The organism is Agrobacterium sp. ST15.13.013 (assembly GCF_027956525.1).
In the GTDB taxonomy this organism is placed as follows: Bacteria; Pseudomonadota; Alphaproteobacteria; order Rhizobiales; family Rhizobiaceae; genus Agrobacterium; species Agrobacterium salinitolerans.
This window is the reverse complement of sequence record NZ_JAQKGP010000005.1, coordinates 19,582-39,097: the sequence shown is the minus strand read 5'-3', so window position 1 is coordinate 39,097 and position 19,516 is coordinate 19,582. Positions and strand designations below refer to the sequence as shown.

The following is a 19,516-nucleotide window of genomic DNA, read 5'->3' as shown; positions in this document are numbered from 1 at the left end:
TGGCGGTGCTCTTTTTTGTGAAGCACCCGGGCTGAATGGCGCTTCATGCCTTTCAAAGGCGCCTGTATGACAAACAGCACTGGACAAGTGCATGGCATTTAAGCCAGAAATTCTGATCTGGATCGATAAATCTGAAGATTAGAATATGGCGCCCAATTTTCTCCTCGTTGATGCTGAAAAAGAATTCGATGTCCTGAAGGCGGCGGCGTCGCTGATCCGCGTGCAAATATTGAAGCTGCTGCATGAGGCGAGCGGCCTCAACGTCAACGAAATTGCACAGAGACTGGAACTCCCCCAGTCCACCGTTTCCGCCGGCGTGGCCGTTCTCGAGGAGGCGGGGCTTCTGCGAACCGAAACGCGCAAGGCGCGCAAGGGAAGTCAGAAAATCTGCTTCGCCACCTGTGACGAACTCATCGTTTCGTTCCGAAAACCCGAGGCGCCTGTCACATCAAATTACATCGCGGTCGCCATGCCGCTCGGTCTTTACACCCAAAGTTCGGTCACCGCGCCCTGCGGCATCTGCTCGCCGGAGGGAATTATCGGTCTGCTTGATGTGCCCGATACATTCATGGATCCAGACCGCATGAAGACGGCGCTTCTGTGGTTGACCTCCGGCTTCGTGGAATATCAATTCCCCAATAATGCCAAGATTCAGGGGCGGGAAGTCGAGGAAATCGAGTTTTCGATGGAAGTGAGTTCCGAAGTGCCCGGAACGCACAGCAACTGGCCGTCCGATATTACGCTATCCGTCAACGGCCGGGAAATCGGGGTGTGGACTTCACCCGGCGACTTCGGCGACAAGCGCGGCACGTTTACGCCGGACTGGTGGAAGCTCTCCGGTTCCCAATATGGCATGCTCAAGACCTGGCGCATCACCGAACAGGGAACCTATGTCGACGGAACCCGGATTTCGGATGTGACACTGACGGATATCGATCTGACCAGCCACCGTTCCATCCGCTTGCGCATCGAGGTCAAGGCCGATGCAAAACATCCGGGCGGGTTGAATATATTCGGCCGCGGCTTTGGCAATTACGATCAGGACATCATCCTGCGCCTGCGTACCGCGGGCTGAACCCTCAATTTTCAAAAGTATGATTTTCGCGGTTGACAGGCGCGGATTCCCTCGGCAACTATATTATCAAATATGGTTCATATCATATTTTAAGATATAAATGCGCAGGGAGGAGAGCCTTATGAAAGCGCGGGTTTCAGTCCACCGGGACTTCCGGATTGGGCGTATCGACGATCGTCTTTATTCCGCCTTCATCGAGCATATGGGGCGTGCGATCTATGGTGGGATTTATGAGCCCGGCCATCCGCAGGCGGATGCGAATGGCTTTCGCAAAGACGTCCTGAAATTCGTGCAGGACCTGAAAATTCCCGCGATCCGCTATCCCGGCGGCAACTTCGTGTCAGCTTATCGCTGGGAAGACGGCATCGGCCCGCGCGATCAGCGCCCCATCCGTCTCGACCTTGCTTGGCGTTCGAAGGAAACCAACCAGATCGGCATCAATGAATTTGCCGACTGGGCGCAGATGGCCGGCATCGAGATGATGCTCGCCGTCAATCTCGGTTCCCGTGGGCTGGACGATGCCCGCAACTTCCTCGAATACGTGAACTTTCCAGGAGGCACGGCTCTCAGCGATCTGCGCCGCAGCCACGGCACTGAAAAGCCCCACGGTGTGAAAATGTGGTGCCTCGGCAACGAGATGGACGGCCCCTGGCAGATCGGCCACAAGTCGGCTGTGGAATATGGCCGCCTCGCCAATGAAACCGCCAAGGCCTTCAAGGGCTTCGACCCGACGATTGAAGCGATTGTCTGCGGCAGTTCCAATGACGGCATGCCGACCTATCCCGAATGGGAGCGCGAGGTGCTGGAGGAGTGCTACGAGAATGTCGATCATATCTCGCTGCACAAATATTTCGGCAATAGCAGCCGCGACACGCTGAACTATTTCGGCAAGATCGAGGAAACCGGGCGCTATATCCAGACGATTGCCGGGGTCATCGATTACGTGAAGGCGAAGAAACGCGCCAAGAACGATGTTTCCATCTGCTTCGATGAATGGAACGTCTGGTATCACATCCGCGAAGAAGACGGTAAACGCATCAAGAGCTGGGACTGGCCGGAAGCGCCCGCACTTCTGGAGGAAACTTACAACTTCGAGGATGCGCTGTTCGTCGCCGGTCTGCTCAACGAGTTCATCCGCCGTTCGGACCGGGTGCGCATCGCCTGCATCGCCCAGCTCGTCAATGTCATCGCCCCCATCCGGGCGGAAAAGAACGGCCCGGCCTGGCGGCAGACGATCTATTATCCCTATCAGTTCGCCTCGCTTTATGGCCGTGGTGTCGCGCTGAACATCGCCGTCGATTGCCCGACTTACGATTGCAACGCGGCCGATGACGTCAAATATCTCGATGTTGCCGGGGTTTATGACGAAGCGGAAGGCGTGGTGACGCTGTTCGTGCTCAACCGACATCTGACAGAAGCGGCGGAGATCGATGTCAGCTTCACCGGCTATTCATCCGCCACGCTCAGCCTGCATCTGGCCATGGCGGGATACGATTTGCGTGTCGGCAACGGGCCGGACCAGCCGGATCGCGTCGTGCCGGTGCCGGGCAGTGGCGTTGCCGTGGAGGACGGGGCATTGAAGGGTTCGGTGCCAGCGCTGTCCTATCACGTGCTTCGGCTGAAGGTTCAGTGAGGCGACCATGGGTGTCCGTCTCAACAATGTCGCCAAGTCCTTCGGATCCTTCGCGGCGATCCGGGATGTTTCGATGGAAATTCCAGCCGGCAGCTTTGCGGTCTTCGTGGGGCCTTCCGGCTGCGGAAAATCGACCCTGTTGCGCATGATCGCAGGCCTTGAGGAAACCAGCGGCGGGCGCATCGCCATCGATGAGCGTGATGTCACCGCAGTCGAACCGGCGGATCGCGGCGTTGCGATGGTGTTCCAGAACTATGCGCTCTATCCGCATCTGACGGTGTTCGAGAACATGGCGTTCAGCCTGCGTCTTGCACGCCGGCCGAAGGCGGAGGTGACGGAGAGGGTGGGCGAGGCCGCGCGCGTCCTCCAGCTCGAGGAGCATCTGCACAAACGGCCCTCGCAGCTTTCCGGCGGGCAGAGGCAGCGCGTGGCCATCGGCCGCGCCATTGTCCGGCAGCCGAAGGTATTTCTGTTCGATGAACCGCTGTCCAATCTGGACGCCGAACTGCGTGTGCAGATGCGGCTGGAACTGACCCGGCTTCACCGCAAGCTGGGCGCGACGATGATCTATGTCACGCATGACCAGGTGGAGGCCATGACGCTTGCGGACAGGATTTTCGTGCTGAAGGGCGGCGTCGTGCAGCAGGCGGGTGCGCCGCTCACCCTTTATGACGATCCGGACAACCGGTTCGTCGCGGGCTTCATCGGCTCACCGGCGATGAACTTCCTGCAGGCGCAGATTGTCGAACAGCGAAACGGCGTCGTGACGCTTTCGCTCGATGGCGGCGAGAGACATCTCGAAGCACGGCTTTCGCAGCCTGTTTCCGCCGGCCAGCGGGTCGAGATCGGCGTTCGGCCCGAGCATCTGACGATAACGCAGGAGGGCGCCTTGCCCGTCAATGTCGAGGTGGCGGAGGAGCTGGGGGATGTTTCCTATCTCTACACCCGCGCGCCTTCGGGCAAGGAAATCATCGTGCAGCGGCAGGGCTCACGCGAGAGTCTGGATGGCCGGTCCGTGTCGCTCAGCGCTTCGCCCGAACACATTCTGGTGTTCGACAGCGACGGCAAGAGATTGCGATAGGTGCGAGGAGGCGCCTTTCGATTGAGCAGACCGCCTCTTCAAGGGGTGTTTCCACATAAATGGGAGGAGTACACGATGCGACTGATCAAGACATTGCTTGTTGGCACGGTTCTGGGTTTGACCGCCCTGCCGGCGCTGGCCAAACAGGATATCGTCTGGTGGGACTTTCTGTCCGGCGGCGATGGCGTGCGCATGAAGGCGTTGATCGATGCTTTCAACAAGGAGCACCCGGATATTCAGGTCAAGGGAACGACACTGGAGTGGGGCGTGCCCTTTTATACCAAGGTGCGAACCGCTTCTGCCGTCGGCGAGGGCCCTGACGTCATGACCTATCACCTGTCCCGCGCGCCCCTGGCGCTGCAGGAAAAGGTGCTGAGCGAAATCACCGACAAGGACCTTGAAGATGCTGGCCTGAAGAAAGACGATTTCTTCAGCGCCCCGCTTGAGGCGGCGACCCATGACGGCAAGCTTTATGCCGTGCCTTTCGATATTCACGCGCTTATTCTTTACTACAATGCCGATCTTCTCAAAGGCTCGCCCTATATCGATGCCGAGGGCAAGCTGACCGGCATCAAGACGATGGATGACTTTGAGAAGGCGTTGGCCTGGGCGAAGGAGAAAGGCGTCGAGACACCGGTGACCTACCAGTCCGGCGGAGAAGCCGGGGTCTGGCGTGTCTTCTATACGTTGTTCTCGCAACAGGGCGGCGAACTCGTCACCAATGGCGAGGTTCTGGCCGGCGACAATGCCGAAAAGGCCGCCAAGGCAATCGACACCATGTCGAAATGGCGTGAAAACGGCTGGGCGCCCGAGCAGGCGGAATATCCTGCTTCCGTCGCGCTTTTCTCTGCCGGGAAATCCGCCTTCCAGTTGAATGGCGTCTGGGAAGTGCCGACCTACAAGGATCTGGAGAAGAACAACAAGTTGGGCTTCAAATGGAGCGCGGTCGAGGTTCCACCCTTCATGGGCAAACGCGCCACCTGGGCGGATTCACACGCCTTTGCCATCCCCAACCAGGGCGACAAGACCGTTTCGGGTGAGAAGCGCGCAGCCGTCATGAAAGTGATCGGCTGGATGGAAAAACACGCCATCAGCTGGGCCGATGCCGGCCATATCCCGGCCTATAAATCGATCACCGAAGGCAGCGACTACAAGGCGATGCAGCCGAATGCGACCTATGCGTCGCTTGCGGAAGCGGCGGTGTTCGATCCGAAAACGACGATCACCGGCGTTGCCTCACCCGCCTATGATGCGGCGCTCAACGTCATCGCGCCGGCCATTCAGGGCTTCATGAGTGGCACGGATGCGGTGGCACAGATCAAGGAAGAGCTGCAAAGCAAGCTGAAGTGACAGGAAACCAGCCCTCCGGTCTATGGCCGGAGGGTGCCTGCAATGCATGAGGTCCCGGAGATATCCCATGGCTATGATTGAAAACCGGCGCAAGAAATCGCTGATCGCGCTGTCGATGGTGACGCCGTTCATCGTGGTCTTCGTCACCTTCTTCCTTTATCCTTTGATCGAGATGGTGCGCATCAGTTTTACCAATGCGCCGCTGATTGGCGACGGTGACTGGGTAGGGCTGGCCAACTACACCAAGTTGCTGAGTGACAAGCTTTTCGTCACCTCCCTCAAGAATAACGGCTATTTCGTGCTTCTGACTGTCGTGCCGACCACAGTTATCGCCCTGATGATCGCTCTTGCCGTCAGCCGCCTCTCGGGTGTCAAGCAGACGATCGCAATGAGCCTGTTCTTCCTGCCCTATGTGCTGCCGGTGTCTGTCGTCACTGAAATCTGGGCATGGATGCTCGATCTGCAGTTCGGTATTCTCCAACCGGTGATTTCGCTGATTGCCGGAAAGCCAGTCGCGGTATTCAAGAACCCATATTGGGTGATGCCCATGGTCGCCGTCGTCACCATCTGGTGGACGAATGGCTTCAACGTGTTGCTGTTCATCGCGGGCCTTCGCAATATTCCGGCCGAGCTTTATGAGGCTGCCTCGCTGGACGGCGCAACGACGTGGCAACGCTTCTGGCGCGTCACCTGGCCGCTGTTATGGCCGGTGACAGCTCTCGTGCTCACTCTGCAACTGATCCTGCAACTGAAGATATTCGACCAGATTTATCTGCTCAGCGGCGGCGGACCCTTCAATTCCAGCTTCGTGCTGCTTCTCAAGGTCTATCGTGAAGCCTTCCAGCTCAACAATGGCGGTTACGCCTCCGCTGTCGCTACCGTGCTGTTCCTGCTGATCATGATCGTTTCCATTCTCCAGTTCCAGCTGCTGCGCATCCGGAGGAACTCATGAGCCTCACAAGAAGACTAGAAAACATTATCCTGACCGTGCTGACCTTTTCGGCCGCACTGGTCTGGATTTTCCCGCTCTACTGGACGTTCGTGACGTCCATCCGTTCGGATGAGAATGTTGCCGGCAACACATCATTGATCCCCGATGAATTCCGGCTGAGTGCTTATGTCAGCGCCATCTTCAACACGAAATTGATGAACTGGTATATCAACTCCGTTGGCACGGCGGCCATCGTCACCGTGTCGGTGCTGCTGATCTCGATGTTATGTGCTTATGCCCTGTCGCAGATACGTTTTCCGGGCCGGCGGCTGCTTTATGGCATCGTGCTGGCCAGTTTCATGGTGCCGGCGCAGACGCTGGTCGTCACGCAATTTATCCTGATGAAGAACCTTAACCTTATCAACACCTGGGCGGGCATCATCCTGCCGCAGCTCATCACGCCCATCGTCATCATTGTCTACAAGCAGTTCTTCGACAGCGTGCCGAAGGAGATGCGCGAGGCGGTGGTTCTGGATGGCGGCGGCGAATATACCATTCTTTTTAAGGTCTATCTGCCGCTTAACTGGGGCATCACCACCGCTATGGCGATTGTGACGTTCATCACGGTGTGGAACGCCTTCTTCTGGCCCTTCCTCGTCGTCACCTCGGAAAACATGATGACCATCCCTGTTGGCATCACCCAGGTCAACGACACTTTCGGGGTCGCCTATGCGCGGCTGATGGCCATCGCCATGCTGGCGGCGCTGCCGGTCATCATCGCCTATGTCATCTTCCAGCGGCGTGTAACGGAAGCGATCATGATTTCGTCAGGCGTGAAAGGGTGACGGCCGGACCCGTCGCATGATGCGACGCGCCTGCCAAACAGGCTTGATCTTAATTGCGGGTCCGGCGCGGAGAGAGAATATTCCAAACCGTGCCGGACATGTCTCGCAGAAGGATCAAACCGCGAGCAGCTTCTCGTTTATGCTTCGGGGGGTCTCCGCCATACCTTCCGCTTCGATCCGTTTGCCGGTGGCCGGATCGAAAAAATGAAGATGGGCGGGTGGAAGATCGAGATGGATGCGCTGGCCGGGTTTTACGGAAAGGTCCTCACCGATGGCGGCGGAAAAGGTCTCGCCTGCGATATCGGCATGCACGATGCGGCCCGAGCCCAATTCTTCGACGAAATCAACAACCGCCGGTACGCCGGCGCCATCCGTGCTGACCACGCACTGCTCCGGGCGGATGCCGACCGTGACGTCGCGACCGCGCAGTTCCAGCGCGATTTCGGGGAATAGTTTCACCGGCGCGCCATTCAGCATCACGGCGGGGGATTCCACCTCCACCCTTGTGCTGAACAGGTTCATGGCCGGCGAGCCGATGAAGGACGCCACGAAGGTGCTGGCCGGGCGGTGATAAATATCCAGCGGATGGCCGACCTGCTCGACATTGCCCTTGTTCATCACGACCAGCCGGTCGGCCAGCGTCATGGCCTCCACCTGATCATGAGTGACGAAGATGGAGGTGGCGGACAGGCGCTGGTGCAGCTTGCGGATTTCCGCGCGCATGGTCACGCGCAGCTTGGCGTCGAGGTTGGAGAGCGGTTCGTCGAACAGAAACACCGCAGGTTCGCGGATGATGGCGCGGGCCATGGCGACGCGCTGGCGCTGGCCGCCGGAAAGGGCTGCTGGCTTGCGCTCCAGATAATCGGAAAGGCCGACGATCTTTGCTGTCTCCTCAATGCGGCGCTGGCGTTCGGCTTTCGCAACGCCGGCGACTTTCAGCGCATAACCGATATTACCGGCAACTGACATATGCGGATAAAGCGCGTAGTTCTGAAACACCATGGCGCAGCCGCGCTCACGCGGTTCCAGCATGTTGACCACACGCCCGCCAATGGCGATCTCGCCGGAGGTGATATCCTCCAGACCGGCGATCATGCGCAGAAGCGTGGATTTGCCGCAGCCCGAGGGGCCGAGGATGACGACGAATTCGCCGGAACCGAAATAGAGGTCCACGCCGTGCAGGGTAGGCGTCTTGCCATAGGATTTGCGGACCTGACGGATATCGATCTGAGCCATGATTATAAAACCTTTGTTGAAAGCCGCGCTATCACTTGTCGGACGAGACGAGACCGCGGACGAACCAGCGTTGCAGGAAGGCCACGACGAGGAGCGGCGGCAGGATGATGATGAGGGAACCGGCCAGCGTGACGTTCCAGTCCGGCGTGCCGTCATCGGCGGGCAGAAGCGCGCGCAGCGACATCATCACCGTCTTGTAGGACGGGTCGGTGATCATCAGCAGCGGCCACAGATACTGGTTCCAGGCATAAACGAACATGATGGTGGTGAGCGCCAGCATGTTGGTGCGCGACAGTGGCAGCAGCATATCCACAAAGAAACGTGCCGCACCCGAACCGTCCATGCGCGCGGCTTCCGCCAGTTCGTCCGGGATCGTCATGAAGAACTGCCGGTAAAGAAAGGTGCCGGTGGCGGTGGCGATCAGCGGAAGGGTGAGGCCGGCATAGGAGTTCAGCAGGTTCCATTCGAGGGTGATCTCGATGCCGAACAGGCCGAGGATCGAGCGGAACGGCTGGAAAACATCGGCGGCGACCGAATAGGTTGGCACCACGCGCACTTCGAGCGGCAGCATAAGGGTGATGAACACCGTCCAGAAGAACAGATGCCTGAGCGGCGAGCGGAAGAATACGATGGCAAAGGCGGTGAAGGCCGAAAGGGCCACCTTGCCGATGGTCACCAGCGTCGCCATGATCATGCTCTTGAGGAGGGCATTGCCGAGATTGGCGCGTTGCCATGCCGCCTGTGCATTTGTGAAGAATTCGCCCTGCGGCATGAAGTTGAAGGGGACGCTGTTGACCTGCTGGACCGACTGGCTGGCGCCGGAAATGACGACGATGAAGGGGCCGATGAGCAGGAAGAAACCGGCCACCATGATCGCATAGGTCAGGGCGTCGGCATAGGGTGTGCGCTGGATCATCGCCGCCTCACTTGTAATGGACTTGCCGCTCGACGAAGCGGAACTGGATGAAGGTGAAGACCATGATGAGGCCGATGAGGACGAGGCTCTGCGCCGAGGCGCCGGAATAGTTCAGTCCCTCGAAGGCCTCGCTGACGATGCGGTAGACCATCACTTCGGTGGCGTGGTTGGGGCCGCCCTCCGTGGTGGAGGCGACGATGCCGAACGTATCGGCGCCAACGAAACCTTCGGTCATCATGATGACGGTGAGAAAGAACAGGGTCGGGGCCAGCAGCGGCACCTGAATGTCGATGGCGCGGCGAACGGGCCCGGAGCCGTCCATGGCGGCGGCCTCCGTCAGCGAACGCGGCACGGATTGCAGGCCGGCGAACAGGAAGATGAAGGTGTAGCCCGCCCATTTCCAGATGAAGATTACGATGACAAGGATGAGCGCGTGCTCGCCGTATTTTGCAGGGTTCCAGATATCGGGCCACCAGGAATTCAGCGATGCGGCGATGCCGCGTTCCGGCGACAGGATGAAGCGGAAGGCCATGCCGGCGGCGGGACCGGCAATCGCGTAGGGCAGGATATAAAGCACCCGGAAAAAGCCGGAGCCGGGAAGCTGGCGATCGACCGCAAGGGCGAGCACAAGGCCGATGAGGATCGCGAAAAACGGCCCGGCCACCGCAAATATCAGGCTGGTGAGGATCGATTGCCAATAAAGCGGATCGCCGAAGGTTTCGATGAAATTGGCTAAACCGACGAATTCCGCCTGGCCGCCGAAAGGCGGCTCCAGGGTGAATGCCCAGTTCAGCACCGCCGCAACCGGCCAATAGAAGAACAAAAGGATGAGCAGGAACTGCGGCAGGGCGAAGAGCACAGGCAGCCATGTGCTTTTGAAGACGGTACGCTTTTCCATTGGAAACCGGCAGGGTTCGAGAATTCGGCGGCTCTGCCCGAACCATGTCCGGACAGGCCTTTGACGGCGATGAAAGCGGGCTTAGTTCAGCTTGGCGCCTTCATAGGTCTTTTCGAAGCGGCGCAGGCCGGTATTGGCGCGCTCGACGGCCTTGTCGAGTTCAGCCTGGATATCCGCGTTCTGCATGAAGATGGCTTCGAGCGAGGTGGCGACTTCCTTGCGGATCTGCGTGAAACCGCCGAGGCGGATGCCGCGGGTATAGTCGGACGGCGGCGTGAACGTCAGGCTTTCGATGGCCTTTTCGCGGCCCTTATAGGGAGCCTTGTCGTAAAAACCGTTTGCCTTCATGGCGTCGAAGCCGGTCTTGGTGACCGGAATGTAACCGGTGACCGTCGACCACCATTCAACCATATCAGGCTGGGCGATGAAGTTCAGGAATGCGGCCGCACCCTTGTATTCGGCGTCCGGACGACCGGCCATGACCCATAGCGAAGCGCCGCCCACCAGCGAGTTGTGACGCTCCGTGCCCTTCCAGATCGGCAGCATGGCGACGTCCCACTTCACGCCTTCCGGCATGGATTTGCCAACGGTGCCGTGGTTGGCGATGGAGGTCATGAACATCTGGCAGGTCTGGGAGGTGAAGGCCGGCAGGATATCCATGCCGAGCTGCTTGGTCTTGACGACGAACAGCTTCTCGTCCTGCATCTTCTTGAAGAATTTCACATGGTCGACGAACTTGGTCTTGTTGATCGCAAGTTCCGCGTCGAGGCCCTGATAACCATTCGCCCTGGTGGCGATCGGCTGGTTGTGGATGGCGGAAAACTGCTCCATCAGCATCCATGTGTCGAAGTTGAAGGCGAGCGGGCATTCGAAGCCGGCGGCTTTCAGCTTTTTCGAAGCCTCTTCGACCTGTTCCCAGGTGTCGGGCTTGAAAGTGACGCCGGCTTTTTCGAAAGCGTCGACGTTGTAATAGAACATCGCGGTCGAAGAATTATAGGGGAAGGAATTCAGCTCGCCTGCGGCCGTGGCGTAATAATTGGCGATGCCGGGGAAGTAATTGTCCCAGTCGATCTTGTAACCATTGTCAGCCATCAGCTTCTTGGCTGGAACGAAAGCCTTGGACAGCATCATGTCCAGCGTGCCGGCGTCATAAATCTGGGTGATGGCGGGCTGCTTCTTGGCACGATACGCGGCAATGGTGTTCTGCAGGGTGGATTCGTAATCGTTTTGCGAGGTGCAGACGATCTCGAATTCGGTCTGGGATTCGTTGAACTTCTTGCAGGTTTCCTGCACGCGGTCGCCGAGATCGCCGGAAAGACCGTACCAGAATTCGAATTTGGTCTTTTCTGCCTGGGCGGCCGTGGCGCCGAAGGCGGCGGCGATGGCGACGCCGGCCACGAAGGAAGTCAGAGCGGAAGATTTCATGAGTTAGCCCCGTTGATGGAATGATGGCCTGCTCGGCAAGGACCTCATGTCCCCGGCACGTAGCCACGGGCTCTGCTAACAGTCGTATTTAACGGATCGCTTACATTTTGTTGAACGTTTTATGATGACTGGCCGCGCAGTGTATTCTGCGCGGCGAAAAAAGTGCGACAAATGCGGAAAATCGGAATGTAACCTTGTTTATCAAGCGCTTACTGTTTCCGGATTGCGTTGCCACTTCTTGCTGAACAGCTTTTGCCAATCAACCGCGACGTGCGGCCTCGATGGCGGCGACGTCGATTTTCTTCATGTCCATCATCGCGTCGAAGGCGCGTTTGGCCTCCGCGCCGCCGGCGGCCATGGCCTCCATCAGCACGCGCGGCGTGATCTGCCACGAAACGCCCCATCTATCCTTGCACCAGCCGCAGGCGCTTTCCTCACCGCCATTGCCGACGATGGCGTTCCAGTAACGGTCGGTTTCTTCCTGGTCTTCAGTCGATATCTGGAAGGAGAAAGCCTCGCTCTGCTTGAAGACCGGTCCGCCATTGAGGCCGATGCAGGGGATGCCTGCAACGGTGAACTGCACCGTCAGCACGTCTCCCTTCTTACCGGAGGGAAAGTCGCTCGGCGCATGGTGAACACCGGTGACCGCACTATCCGGAAAGGTTTCGGCGTAAAATCTGGCCGCGGCCTCGGCATCCTTGTCGTACCAGATACAGATCGTGTTCTTTTCCATCTGTGTGTTCCTCCCAAGTTGAAATCGCCCTCGTGCCGGCACGTAAATGCGCCGGCAATTGCCGCTTTCCCATTCGGCATAGAATGCGGCCAAGTCTTGAACGTTCCAAAAAAGAACGGCGGCAAGGGAACATCGACAGACACCACTCTGCCACGGTTTCCGCAACCGTAGATGACGAACATCAACTTTATCCTTAAATATTATTTAAGAATATAATAATAATATTCACGAATGATTTTGAATAGAAATCATCCCTTTCTAATGGAGGACTGCGCGTGAGTATTCTTGATCGTGGTGCCAATGCTTTTGCGGTTCTTGCCGCGCTTTCCAAATCCCAGGCCATCATTGAATTCGACCTTTCGGGAAAAATCCTCAACGCCAACGAGAATTTCTGTCGGGCGCTCGGTTACGAGCTTTCGGAAATCCTCGGCAGGCACCACAGCATGTTCGTGGAACCTGCGGTCGTGTCTTCTGAGGACTACAGGGCCTTCTGGTCCAAGCTTTCGGCCGGTCAGTTCGATCAGCGGCAATATAAGCGCATCGGCAAGGGCGGCCGGGAAGTCTGGATCGAGGCGTCCTACAATCCGGTGTTTCGTCGCGGCAAGCCGGTGAAAGTGGTCAAGATCGCCACCGATATTACCGACCGCAAACTGAAGGCGGCGGAAGACGCGGGCAAGATCGACGCCCTGTCTCGGGCGCAAGCCATCATTGAATTCTCCCCGAACGGCGAGGTTTTGACCGCAAACGAGAATTTTCTGGCCGCGCTCGGTTATTCGCTGGCGGAGGTGCAGGGCAGGCACCATTCCATGTTCTGCGAACCGGCCTATACGCAGTCGCCGCAATATAAGCAGTTCTGGGAAAGGCTGGCCGGCGGCGATCTCGTGGCGGACGAGTTCATGCGGCTTGGCAAGGGCGGCCGCAAGGTCTTCATTCAGGCGTCCTATAACCCGATCTTCGATCTCAACGGCAAGGTGTTCAAGGTCGTCAAATTCGCGACTGACGTGACCGGCCGCGTCGAGAATGTCGAAAAGCTGGCGCAGTGCCTCACCGATCTGGCCGAGGGCGATCTTGCCCAGAACATCGACAAGCCCTTCATCCCCTCGCTTGATAGATTGCGCACGGATTTCAACGCGGCTTCGGAAAAGCTGAAAAGGGCCATGACGCTGGTGTCTGAAAATGCAGGCGCCATTTCTTCCGGTTCCAACGAGATCAGGTCCGCTGCCGACGATCTCGCCAGACGCACGGAGCAGCAGGCCGCCTCCATCGAAGAAACGGCAGCTGCACTGGAGGAAATCACCACCGCCGTCAACGATTCCAGCCGCCGCGCCGAAGAGGCTGGCAAGATCGTTGCCCGCGCCCGTGACCACGCGGAACATTCGGGCCAGGTGGTGCGCGATGCGATCGGCGCCATGGACCAGATCGAAAAATCATCGCGTGAAATCTCCAATATTATCGGCGTGATCGACGAAATCGCCTTCCAGACCAATCTTCTGGCATTGAATGCAGGCGTTGAAGCCGCCCGTGCCGGTGAGGCGGGCAAGGGTTTTGCCGTGGTTGCGCAGGAGGTTCGCGAACTCGCGCAGCGTTCGGCAACGGCTGCCAAGGAAATCAAGAGCCTGATCAATGCCTCCGGGGCGCAGGTGGAGAACGGTGTCGGCCTTGTCACCAGGGCCGGCTCGGCCCTGCAGGAGATCGCCGAGCAGGTGCGTGACATCAACACCAATGTCGTCGCGATTGTCGATGCCGCGCGCGAACAGTCCACGGCGCTTGCGGAAATCAATCAGGCTGTCAACACTGTGGATCAGGGCACCCAGCAGAACGCCGCCATGGTCGAGGAGCAGACAGCCGCAAGCCACAGCCTTGCGCGGGAAGCGGCGGCCCTGTTCGAACTTCTCGGGCAATTCCGGTTCGATGACACTCCGCGCTCCTCCGCCTCTGCGCGCAGCGGCTTCGAGCAGCAATCTGCGCCGGCGAGCTCGCATCGCAGCGCATCCCGCCCGCTTGCAGCGCGCGGTTCCGCCGCGGTTGCCGTCAAGCATGAGGAGTGGCAGGACTTTTAGAGTGAGGCCTCGGCAAGCCGAGCCAATCACGCCCACGTCATCCTCGGGCTTGTCCCGAGGATCTGCAACGTATCGATTTTATTCGACGTGATTAGATCCTCGGCACAGGGCCGAGGATGACGTCGAGAGAAAGTTGACCCTCCATTATTGACTTAAAAGGGGTTGCCCGCCGTCCTCGCCCCATCCGATCACGCCAGTCCATTGGATGTTCGATACGTGATGACAAGCCGGAAAGCTGGGCATATCTTCCGGATTGGCCGATAATCGGCACATCGTGTCTGGAGTTTTCGGGGACTTTCGCTTGGCAGGGATATCGACAAGCCGCATGGCTCTTGCCCTGTGTCTGCTGACCGCAGCCTTTGGGGCGGCGCAAGCCGAAGAGCCCGCCAGGGAAAAAACCGCCTGCGCTTATACCCATGATGTCGCGCCGGATTTGTGCATCAATGCCGACAGTTACAATAACGATCTTTGCCATGCCATTGAGGTTCTCGCCGTCCGCCATGCCGTTCCGCCGGATTATTTCGCCCGGCTGATCTGGCGAGAAAGCCTGTTCCGGGCGAGTGCGGTCAGCCCGAAGGGGGCGGAGGGCATTGCCCAGTTCATGCCGGGAACGGCGCGGTTGCGCGGTCTCGAAGACAGTTTCAACATCATCGCCGCGCTTGAGGCATCTTCCCGATATCTCTCCGAATTGAACGTGCAGTTCGGCAATTTCGGCCTTGCCGCCGCAGCTTACAATGCGGGGGAGGCGGGCTTGCGGAACTTCATCGCCAACGGCCGCCTGCCCACCGAAACCCGCGATTATGTGTTCGCGATCACCGGTTATCCTGTGGAGACATGGAAGGACAATCCGCCGGAAAAGGCTGCGCCGGCGCTGGATGACAACCGTTCCTTTCTCGATGCCTGCGTGCGTCTCGCCGACACCCGCACCATGAAAGATCCCGTTCTCATTGCATCGGCCGACTGGGCGCCCTGGGGCGTGCAGCTTGCGGCGCATTATAATCCGGCCGTGGCGAACCGGCTTTTCACCCGGGCGATCCTGCAGCTTTCGGAGCCGCTGAATGCCGAGCGGGCTTTGATCGTGCGGCAGCGGGGCGGCAATTTCGGTTCGCGGCCGCGTTATGCCGCCCGCATCGGCCGGGAAACCAGAGCTGAAGCCAACGCGCTTTGTGGCGATATCCGGCGCGCGGGCGTTCCCTGCACCGTGTTCCGCAACAGGTAAAAACTGCGCGCGCCGGACCGGTAAATCGGCTTCCCGCGAAGGGGCTGATCATAACAAGTTGATCGGCTTCAGACCTATGCCGGCTTCAGCACCAGGACGACCGAGATCATCGGCAATTGCGGCAATTGCGCGGATAGTCTCAATCGTCCGGCGTCGTGAGGCGGGCCGTTATAGCCGTCCCGGTCGCCAGATATCTCAAAGCGAAATCGCGACTGTCTGCCTATCCCGTTTCTGTGGATGAGGCTCAGTGCGGTTGTTACTGTGAGCCCGTGCGCATATGTTGGAATACTCAATCTTGGTTTCCGGGCAAGGCGGACAGGCGCACTATGACCTCCCAGTTGGATTTTTTCTCTCCCGCGGCAGCGCGGCTTCCGCAGGCTGAAAGAGGGCGAAAAGCGGGTGGTCGCGAAACGACCCAAAAGACCGCTACGGACGATGAGGCCCTTGCCGCTTATCTTGAATCCACCGGCAATTATCGTGTCCTGCGCCGGTTGCAGCCGCGCGCGGTCATCGATCGGCCAAGGCCGGAATTCGCCCGTCAGGGCGTGATCCTCGATACGGAAACGACAGGCCTCGACCATCGGACCGACGAGATCATCGAAATCGGCGTCATCACCTTCACATTCGACGATAACGGCACAATCGGCGATGTCACCGGCATCTATGGCGGGTTGCGGCAGCCTGGTATCGCCATTCCCGAAGAAATCACCCGCCTGACCGGGATCACCGACGAGATGGTGGCGGGGCAGTCGATAGACATGGGCCGGCTGACCTCCCTCATTGCCCATGCCGATCTGATCATCGCCCACAATGCCGGTTTCGACCGCCCCTTTTGCGAGGCCTTCTCGCCGATCTTCCGCGACAAGGCATGGGCCTGCTCCGTTTCGGAAATTGACTGGCGCGCGCGTGGTTTCGAAGGCAACAAACTCGGTTATCTGATCGGGCAATCCGGCTATTTCCACGACGGCCATCGTGCGGTGGACGATTGTTTCGCCCTGCTGGAAGTGCTGGAGCAGACGCGCCCTGGCCAGAGTAGAACGCCGTTTGCAGAACTCCATGAGGCGAGCCTGCGCTCAAGGGTGCGCCTCTACGCGGAAAACAGCCCGTTCGACATGAAGGATCATCTGAAAAAACGGGGCTATCGCTGGTCCGACGGTTCCGATGGACGGCCGAAATCCTGGTGGGTCGAACTGCCGGAGGAAAAGCTCGAAGAGGAACTGCATTTCCTGCGGACCGAAATTTACCGCTGGGATGCCGATCCCACGGTCAAATATCTCACCGCTTTCGACCGGTTCAAGGCCGGGTGAAGCGCGGGGCGTTTCGGATTTTTGGATTGCATACAATTTCTGCAATGAATCGAAAACAATCGACGTAAAATTGGGCAAGTCCGGGCAAAGCTTTCCGGACCGCAGAAGAATATCATTTTACATCAATGGCTAAGCCGATTGGCACGCCTCCTGCATGACAAAGACGTCGCAGGAGAGTGTTTATGAGCAAAGCCGCAGCAATCGACATCGCGTCCGTATCCAAGATTTACGGCAACACCACCGCCGTGCATGCGATAAGCCTCAAAATACCGGCCGGGAGCTATTGCTGCCTGCTTGGGCCGTCGGGCTGCGGCAAGACCTCGACGCTCAGAATGATCGCCGGCCACGAAAGCATCTCCAGCGGTGACATCAGGCTCGGCAATGCGGTCGTCACCGATCTGCCGCCCGCCCGGCGCGGTACGGCCATGATGTTCCAGTCCTACGCGCTGTTTCCGCATCTCGATCTCGTCGACAATGTCGCTTTCAGCCTCAAGATGAAGGGTGTGGACAAGGAAACCCGACGGGCCAAGGCGCTCGATATGCTGCGGCTGATGCAGCTCGAACCCTATGCCAGCCGCCGTCCGGCCCAGCTTTCCGGCGGGCAGCAGCAGCGGGTGGCGCTGGCGCGTGCGTTGATTACCGATCCCGAGGCGCTGCTTCTGGACGAGCCGCTTTCGGCGCTGGACCCGTTCCTCAAGATCCGTATGCGCGCCGAGCTGAAGAAACTGCAGACCTCGCTCGGCATCACCTTCGTGCATGTCACCCACAGCCAGGAAGAGGCCATGGCGCTTGCCGATATCGTCGTCGTCATGAATGACGGCCGCATCGAACAGGCGGCCACGCCGCGCGAGGTGTTCGAGCGTCCGGCCACCGCCTTCGTCGCCCGCTTCATGGGCGACCACAACGTCATTTCCGGGCGCTACCGGGAAAAATCGGGAGACCTCGTCACGCTCGAAGTGGCGGGCGGCGGTACTTTCACGGCAGGCGGCGTCGCCCCGGATGAGGGCGCGGTCGATATCGCCGTGCGCACCGACCGCGTGCGCGTGGGTGAGGCGCAACAGCCGGGCCTCGGTTTCACCGGCATCGTCTCGAACGTCGAATATCGCGGCGCAAGCGTGAAGATCGCCGTGACCGGCGCAGGCATCGAGGATTTCAACGTCATCCTTAGCGATGCCGCCTTCTTCGAAAATCCGGTCAGGACCGGCGACGCCATACCGCTTTCATGGAATGCGGCCGATGCCATCGTGCTCGGCCGGGTAGAGAAGTGACCCCAAAAATAACCAGAGGAGAACTTTGAAATGACCGATACCACCAACAGCAAGAAGGGCCTGTCCCGCCGCGGCCTCCTGAAGGCGGGCGCGGCCGCCACGGGTGCGGCGATCGGCTCCGGCCTCATCACCGGCTTTCCGACCATCTGGGCACAGAACCCGATTACTATCCGCCAGTTCGGCACCGGCGTCTCCAACCTCAATGCCATTGCCGAGAAGTGCAAGGCAGACCTCGGCATCACGCTCGAAATGACGGCGACGGATTCCGACGCCGCCGCCCAGCGCGCCGTCACCCAGCCGAACTCCTACGATATCGCCGATATCGAATACTGGATCCTCAAGAAGGTCTATCCGGCCGGCGTCATTCAGCCGATGGAAATCAAGAAGCTGAAATATTACGACAAGATCGTGCCGCTGTTCAAAAACGGCAAGCTGAAGCCGGACAGCGTGGTCGCGCAGGGTACCGCGCCGCACACGGTCGGTTTCGTTGAAAAGCCCGGCGACAAGACATTCGCGAAGGGCGAGACCGATTATTTCACCATGGTTCCCACCATCTACAATGCCGATACGCTCGGCATCCGTCCCGATCTTGTCGGTCGCGATATCACCAGCTGGGCCGATATCATGGACCCGAAGTTCAAGGGCAAGACCTCCATTCTCAACATCCCCTCCATCGGCATCATGGATGCGGCGATGATTATGGAAGCCATGGGCAACATCAAATATGCCGACAAGGGCAACATGACCAAGGAAGAGATCGACAAGACCATCGATTTCCTCATCAAGGCCAAGAAGGACGGCCAGTTCCGCGCCTTCTGGAAGAGCTTCGATGAAAGCGTCAACCTCATGGCCTCGGGCGAAGTCATCATCCAGTCCATGTGGTCGCCGGCCGTTGCCGCCGTCCGCTCCAAGGGTATCGCCTGCAAATACCAGCCGCTGAAGGAGGGCTATCGTTCCTGGGGCGGAGGTCTGGGTCTCGCCAAGCACCTGTCCGGCGCGAAGCTCGACGCAGCCTATGAATATATCAACTGGTACACCTCCGGCTGGGTCGGCGCTTATCTCAACCGCCAGGGTTATTACTCCGCCGCCATGGAAACGGCCAAGGAGCACATGACCGCCGACGAGTGGGGTTACTGGGTCGAAGGCAAGCCGGCTGAGGGCGACATCATCGCGCCCGACGGCAAGGTCATGGAAAAGGCCGGTGCCGTTCGCGACGGCGGCTCTTTCGAGGAGCGCATGGGCAAGGTGGCGTGCTGGAACTCCGTCATGGATGAAGACCGCTACATGGTCCGCCGCTGGAACGAGTTTATCGCTGCCTAGTACCCGAAACAGACAAGATCGGTGGCGTTGGCCGCCGGTCTTGACAGCAACAGAGCCTCTAAACGCGACGTCATCCTCGGGCTTGACCCGAGGATCTAACGACCCACCACATCAAACGTGGTTGGATCCTCGGGACAAGCCCGAGGATGACGTCGCGTTTGAAGAGAACTTTGCCTGACACACTACCCGGTGCGAAAGCCGCCGGTACTTCTGCAAATA

Annotated in this window: 16 protein-coding genes; 11 read left to right on the top strand and 5 right to left on the bottom strand. The window is 58.9% G+C overall.

The annotated features are described in order from the left end of the window. Window positions 1-145 precede the first annotated feature (145 nt). The 6 genes from PL597_RS07060 (at window position 146) to PL597_RS07035 (ending at window position 6,915) form a co-directional block, all read left to right on the top strand. Window positions 146-1,075, top strand: coding sequence for an ArsR/SmtB family transcription factor (locus PL597_RS07060; RefSeq protein ID WP_142913943.1), 930 nt, complete (start codon window positions 146-148; stop codon window positions 1,073-1,075). 121 nt (window positions 1,076-1,196) lie between these two features. Next, on the top strand, window positions 1,197-2,708 hold the full coding sequence (gene arfA, locus PL597_RS07055; protein WP_271364840.1) for an arabinosylfuranosidase ArfA: 1,512 nt from the start codon (window positions 1,197-1,199) through the stop codon (window positions 2,706-2,708). A gap of 7 nt (window positions 2,709-2,715) precedes the next feature. Then, window positions 2,716-3,789, top strand: a complete 1,074-nt coding sequence (locus PL597_RS07050; protein WP_269824054.1) for an ABC transporter ATP-binding protein — start codon at window positions 2,716-2,718, stop codon at window positions 3,787-3,789. A 75-nt stretch (window positions 3,790-3,864) separates the two neighbouring features. After that, window positions 3,865-5,139, top strand: coding sequence for an extracellular solute-binding protein (locus PL597_RS07045; protein WP_137412081.1), 1,275 nt, complete (start codon window positions 3,865-3,867; stop codon window positions 5,137-5,139). A 67-nt stretch (window positions 5,140-5,206) separates the two neighbouring features. Beyond that, a complete protein-coding gene (locus tag PL597_RS07040; RefSeq protein WP_162520600.1) occupies window positions 5,207-6,091 on the top strand; it encodes a carbohydrate ABC transporter permease in 885 nt (294 codons plus the stop codon). Continuing rightward, a complete protein-coding gene (locus PL597_RS07035; protein ID WP_063949887.1) occupies window positions 6,088-6,915 on the top strand; it encodes a carbohydrate ABC transporter permease in 828 nt (275 codons plus the stop codon). Before PL597_RS07040 ends, PL597_RS07035 begins: the two co-directional genes overlap by 4 nt. Window positions 6,916-7,029: 114 nt before the next feature. Here the strand turns inward: PL597_RS07035 and PL597_RS07030 are convergent, their stop codons facing one another. The 5 genes from PL597_RS07030 to PL597_RS07010 all read right to left on the bottom strand — a co-directional run bounded on the left by PL597_RS07030 (window position 7,030) and on the right by PL597_RS07010 (window position 12,123). Next, a complete protein-coding gene (locus PL597_RS07030) occupies window positions 7,030-8,151 on the bottom strand; it encodes a sn-glycerol-3-phosphate import ATP-binding protein UgpC (protein ID WP_271364839.1) in 1,122 nt (373 codons plus the stop codon). Window positions 8,152-8,182: 31 nt separating this feature from the next. After that, window positions 8,183-9,067 carry an ABC transporter permease subunit gene (locus PL597_RS07025; RefSeq protein ID WP_271364838.1) on the bottom strand — a complete coding sequence of 295 codons (885 nt, stop codon included), beginning with the start codon at window positions 9,065-9,067 and terminating at the stop codon, window positions 8,183-8,185. 7 nt (window positions 9,068-9,074) lie between these two features. Further along, window positions 9,075-9,965 carry a carbohydrate ABC transporter permease gene (locus PL597_RS07020; RefSeq protein ID WP_077984174.1) on the bottom strand — a complete coding sequence of 297 codons (891 nt, stop codon included), beginning with the start codon at window positions 9,963-9,965 and terminating at the stop codon, window positions 9,075-9,077. 81 nt (window positions 9,966-10,046) lie between these two features. Further along, window positions 10,047-11,390, bottom strand: a complete 1,344-nt coding sequence (locus PL597_RS07015; protein WP_271364837.1) for an extracellular solute-binding protein — start codon at window positions 11,388-11,390, stop codon at window positions 10,047-10,049. A gap of 259 nt (window positions 11,391-11,649) precedes the next feature. Continuing rightward, window positions 11,650-12,123, bottom strand: a complete 474-nt coding sequence (locus PL597_RS07010; RefSeq protein ID WP_142913940.1) for a VOC family protein — start codon at window positions 12,121-12,123, stop codon at window positions 11,650-11,652. 275 nt (window positions 12,124-12,398) lie between these two features. Here PL597_RS07010 and PL597_RS07005 point away from each other — a divergent pair, with 275 nt between their 5' ends. The 5 genes from PL597_RS07005 (at window position 12,399) to PL597_RS06985 (ending at window position 19,297) form a co-directional block, all read left to right on the top strand. Beyond that, window positions 12,399-14,183 (top strand): methyl-accepting chemotaxis protein, encoded by a 1,785-nt coding sequence (locus PL597_RS07005; RefSeq protein WP_271364836.1) that lies wholly within the window; start codon window positions 12,399-12,401, stop codon window positions 14,181-14,183. A gap of 325 nt (window positions 14,184-14,508) precedes the next feature. Continuing rightward, window positions 14,509-15,402 (top strand): transglycosylase SLT domain-containing protein, encoded by an 894-nt coding sequence (locus PL597_RS07000; protein WP_142913938.1) that lies wholly within the window; start codon window positions 14,509-14,511, stop codon window positions 15,400-15,402. A 326-nt stretch (window positions 15,403-15,728) separates the two neighbouring features. Further along, complete coding sequence (locus tag PL597_RS06995; protein ID WP_271364835.1) at window positions 15,729-16,709, top strand: 3'-5' exonuclease; 981 nt, start codon at window positions 15,729-15,731, stop codon at window positions 16,707-16,709. A gap of 182 nt (window positions 16,710-16,891) precedes the next feature. Continuing rightward, window positions 16,892-17,977, top strand: a complete 1,086-nt coding sequence (locus PL597_RS06990; RefSeq protein WP_271364834.1) for an ABC transporter ATP-binding protein — start codon at window positions 16,892-16,894, stop codon at window positions 17,975-17,977. A gap of 30 nt (window positions 17,978-18,007) precedes the next feature. Continuing rightward, a complete protein-coding gene (locus PL597_RS06985; protein ID WP_080796270.1) occupies window positions 18,008-19,297 on the top strand; it encodes an ABC transporter substrate-binding protein in 1,290 nt (429 codons plus the stop codon). Window positions 19,298-19,516 lie beyond the last annotated feature (219 nt).

Excerpts from the sequence above, each read along its gene's own strand:
- PL597_RS07060 (WP_142913943.1), top strand. The coding sequence starts at position 146 with ATGGCGCCCAATTTTCTCCTCGTTGATGCTGAAAAAGAATTCGATGTC.
- arfA (WP_271364840.1), top strand. The coding sequence starts at position 1,197 with ATGAAAGCGCGGGTTTCAGTCCACCGGGACTTCCGGATTGGGCGTATC.
- PL597_RS07050 (WP_269824054.1), top strand. The coding sequence starts at position 2,716 with ATGGGTGTCCGTCTCAACAATGTCGCCAAGTCCTTCGGATCCTTCGCG.
- PL597_RS07045 (WP_137412081.1), top strand. The coding sequence starts at position 3,865 with ATGCGACTGATCAAGACATTGCTTGTTGGCACGGTTCTGGGTTTGACC.
- PL597_RS07040 (WP_162520600.1), top strand. The coding sequence starts at position 5,207 with ATGGCTATGATTGAAAACCGGCGCAAGAAATCGCTGATCGCGCTGTCG.
- PL597_RS07035 (WP_063949887.1), top strand. The coding sequence starts at position 6,088 with ATGAGCCTCACAAGAAGACTAGAAAACATTATCCTGACCGTGCTGACC.
- PL597_RS07030 (WP_271364839.1), bottom strand. The coding sequence starts at position 8,151 with ATGGCTCAGATCGATATCCGTCAGGTCCGCAAATCCTATGGCAAGACG.
- PL597_RS07025 (WP_271364838.1), bottom strand. The coding sequence starts at position 9,067 with ATGATCCAGCGCACACCCTATGCCGACGCCCTGACCTATGCGATCATG.
- PL597_RS07020 (WP_077984174.1), bottom strand. The coding sequence starts at position 9,965 with ATGGAAAAGCGTACCGTCTTCAAAAGCACATGGCTGCCTGTGCTCTTC.
- PL597_RS07015 (WP_271364837.1), bottom strand. The coding sequence starts at position 11,390 with ATGAAATCTTCCGCTCTGACTTCCTTCGTGGCCGGCGTCGCCATCGCC.
- PL597_RS07010 (WP_142913940.1), bottom strand. The coding sequence starts at position 12,123 with ATGGAAAAGAACACGATCTGTATCTGGTACGACAAGGATGCCGAGGCC.
- PL597_RS07000 (WP_142913938.1), top strand. The coding sequence starts at position 14,509 with ATGGCTCTTGCCCTGTGTCTGCTGACCGCAGCCTTTGGGGCGGCGCAA.
- PL597_RS06995 (WP_271364835.1), top strand. The coding sequence starts at position 15,729 with ATGACCTCCCAGTTGGATTTTTTCTCTCCCGCGGCAGCGCGGCTTCCG.
- PL597_RS06990 (WP_271364834.1), top strand. The coding sequence starts at position 16,892 with ATGAGCAAAGCCGCAGCAATCGACATCGCGTCCGTATCCAAGATTTAC.
- PL597_RS06985 (WP_080796270.1), top strand. The coding sequence starts at position 18,008 with ATGACCGATACCACCAACAGCAAGAAGGGCCTGTCCCGCCGCGGCCTC.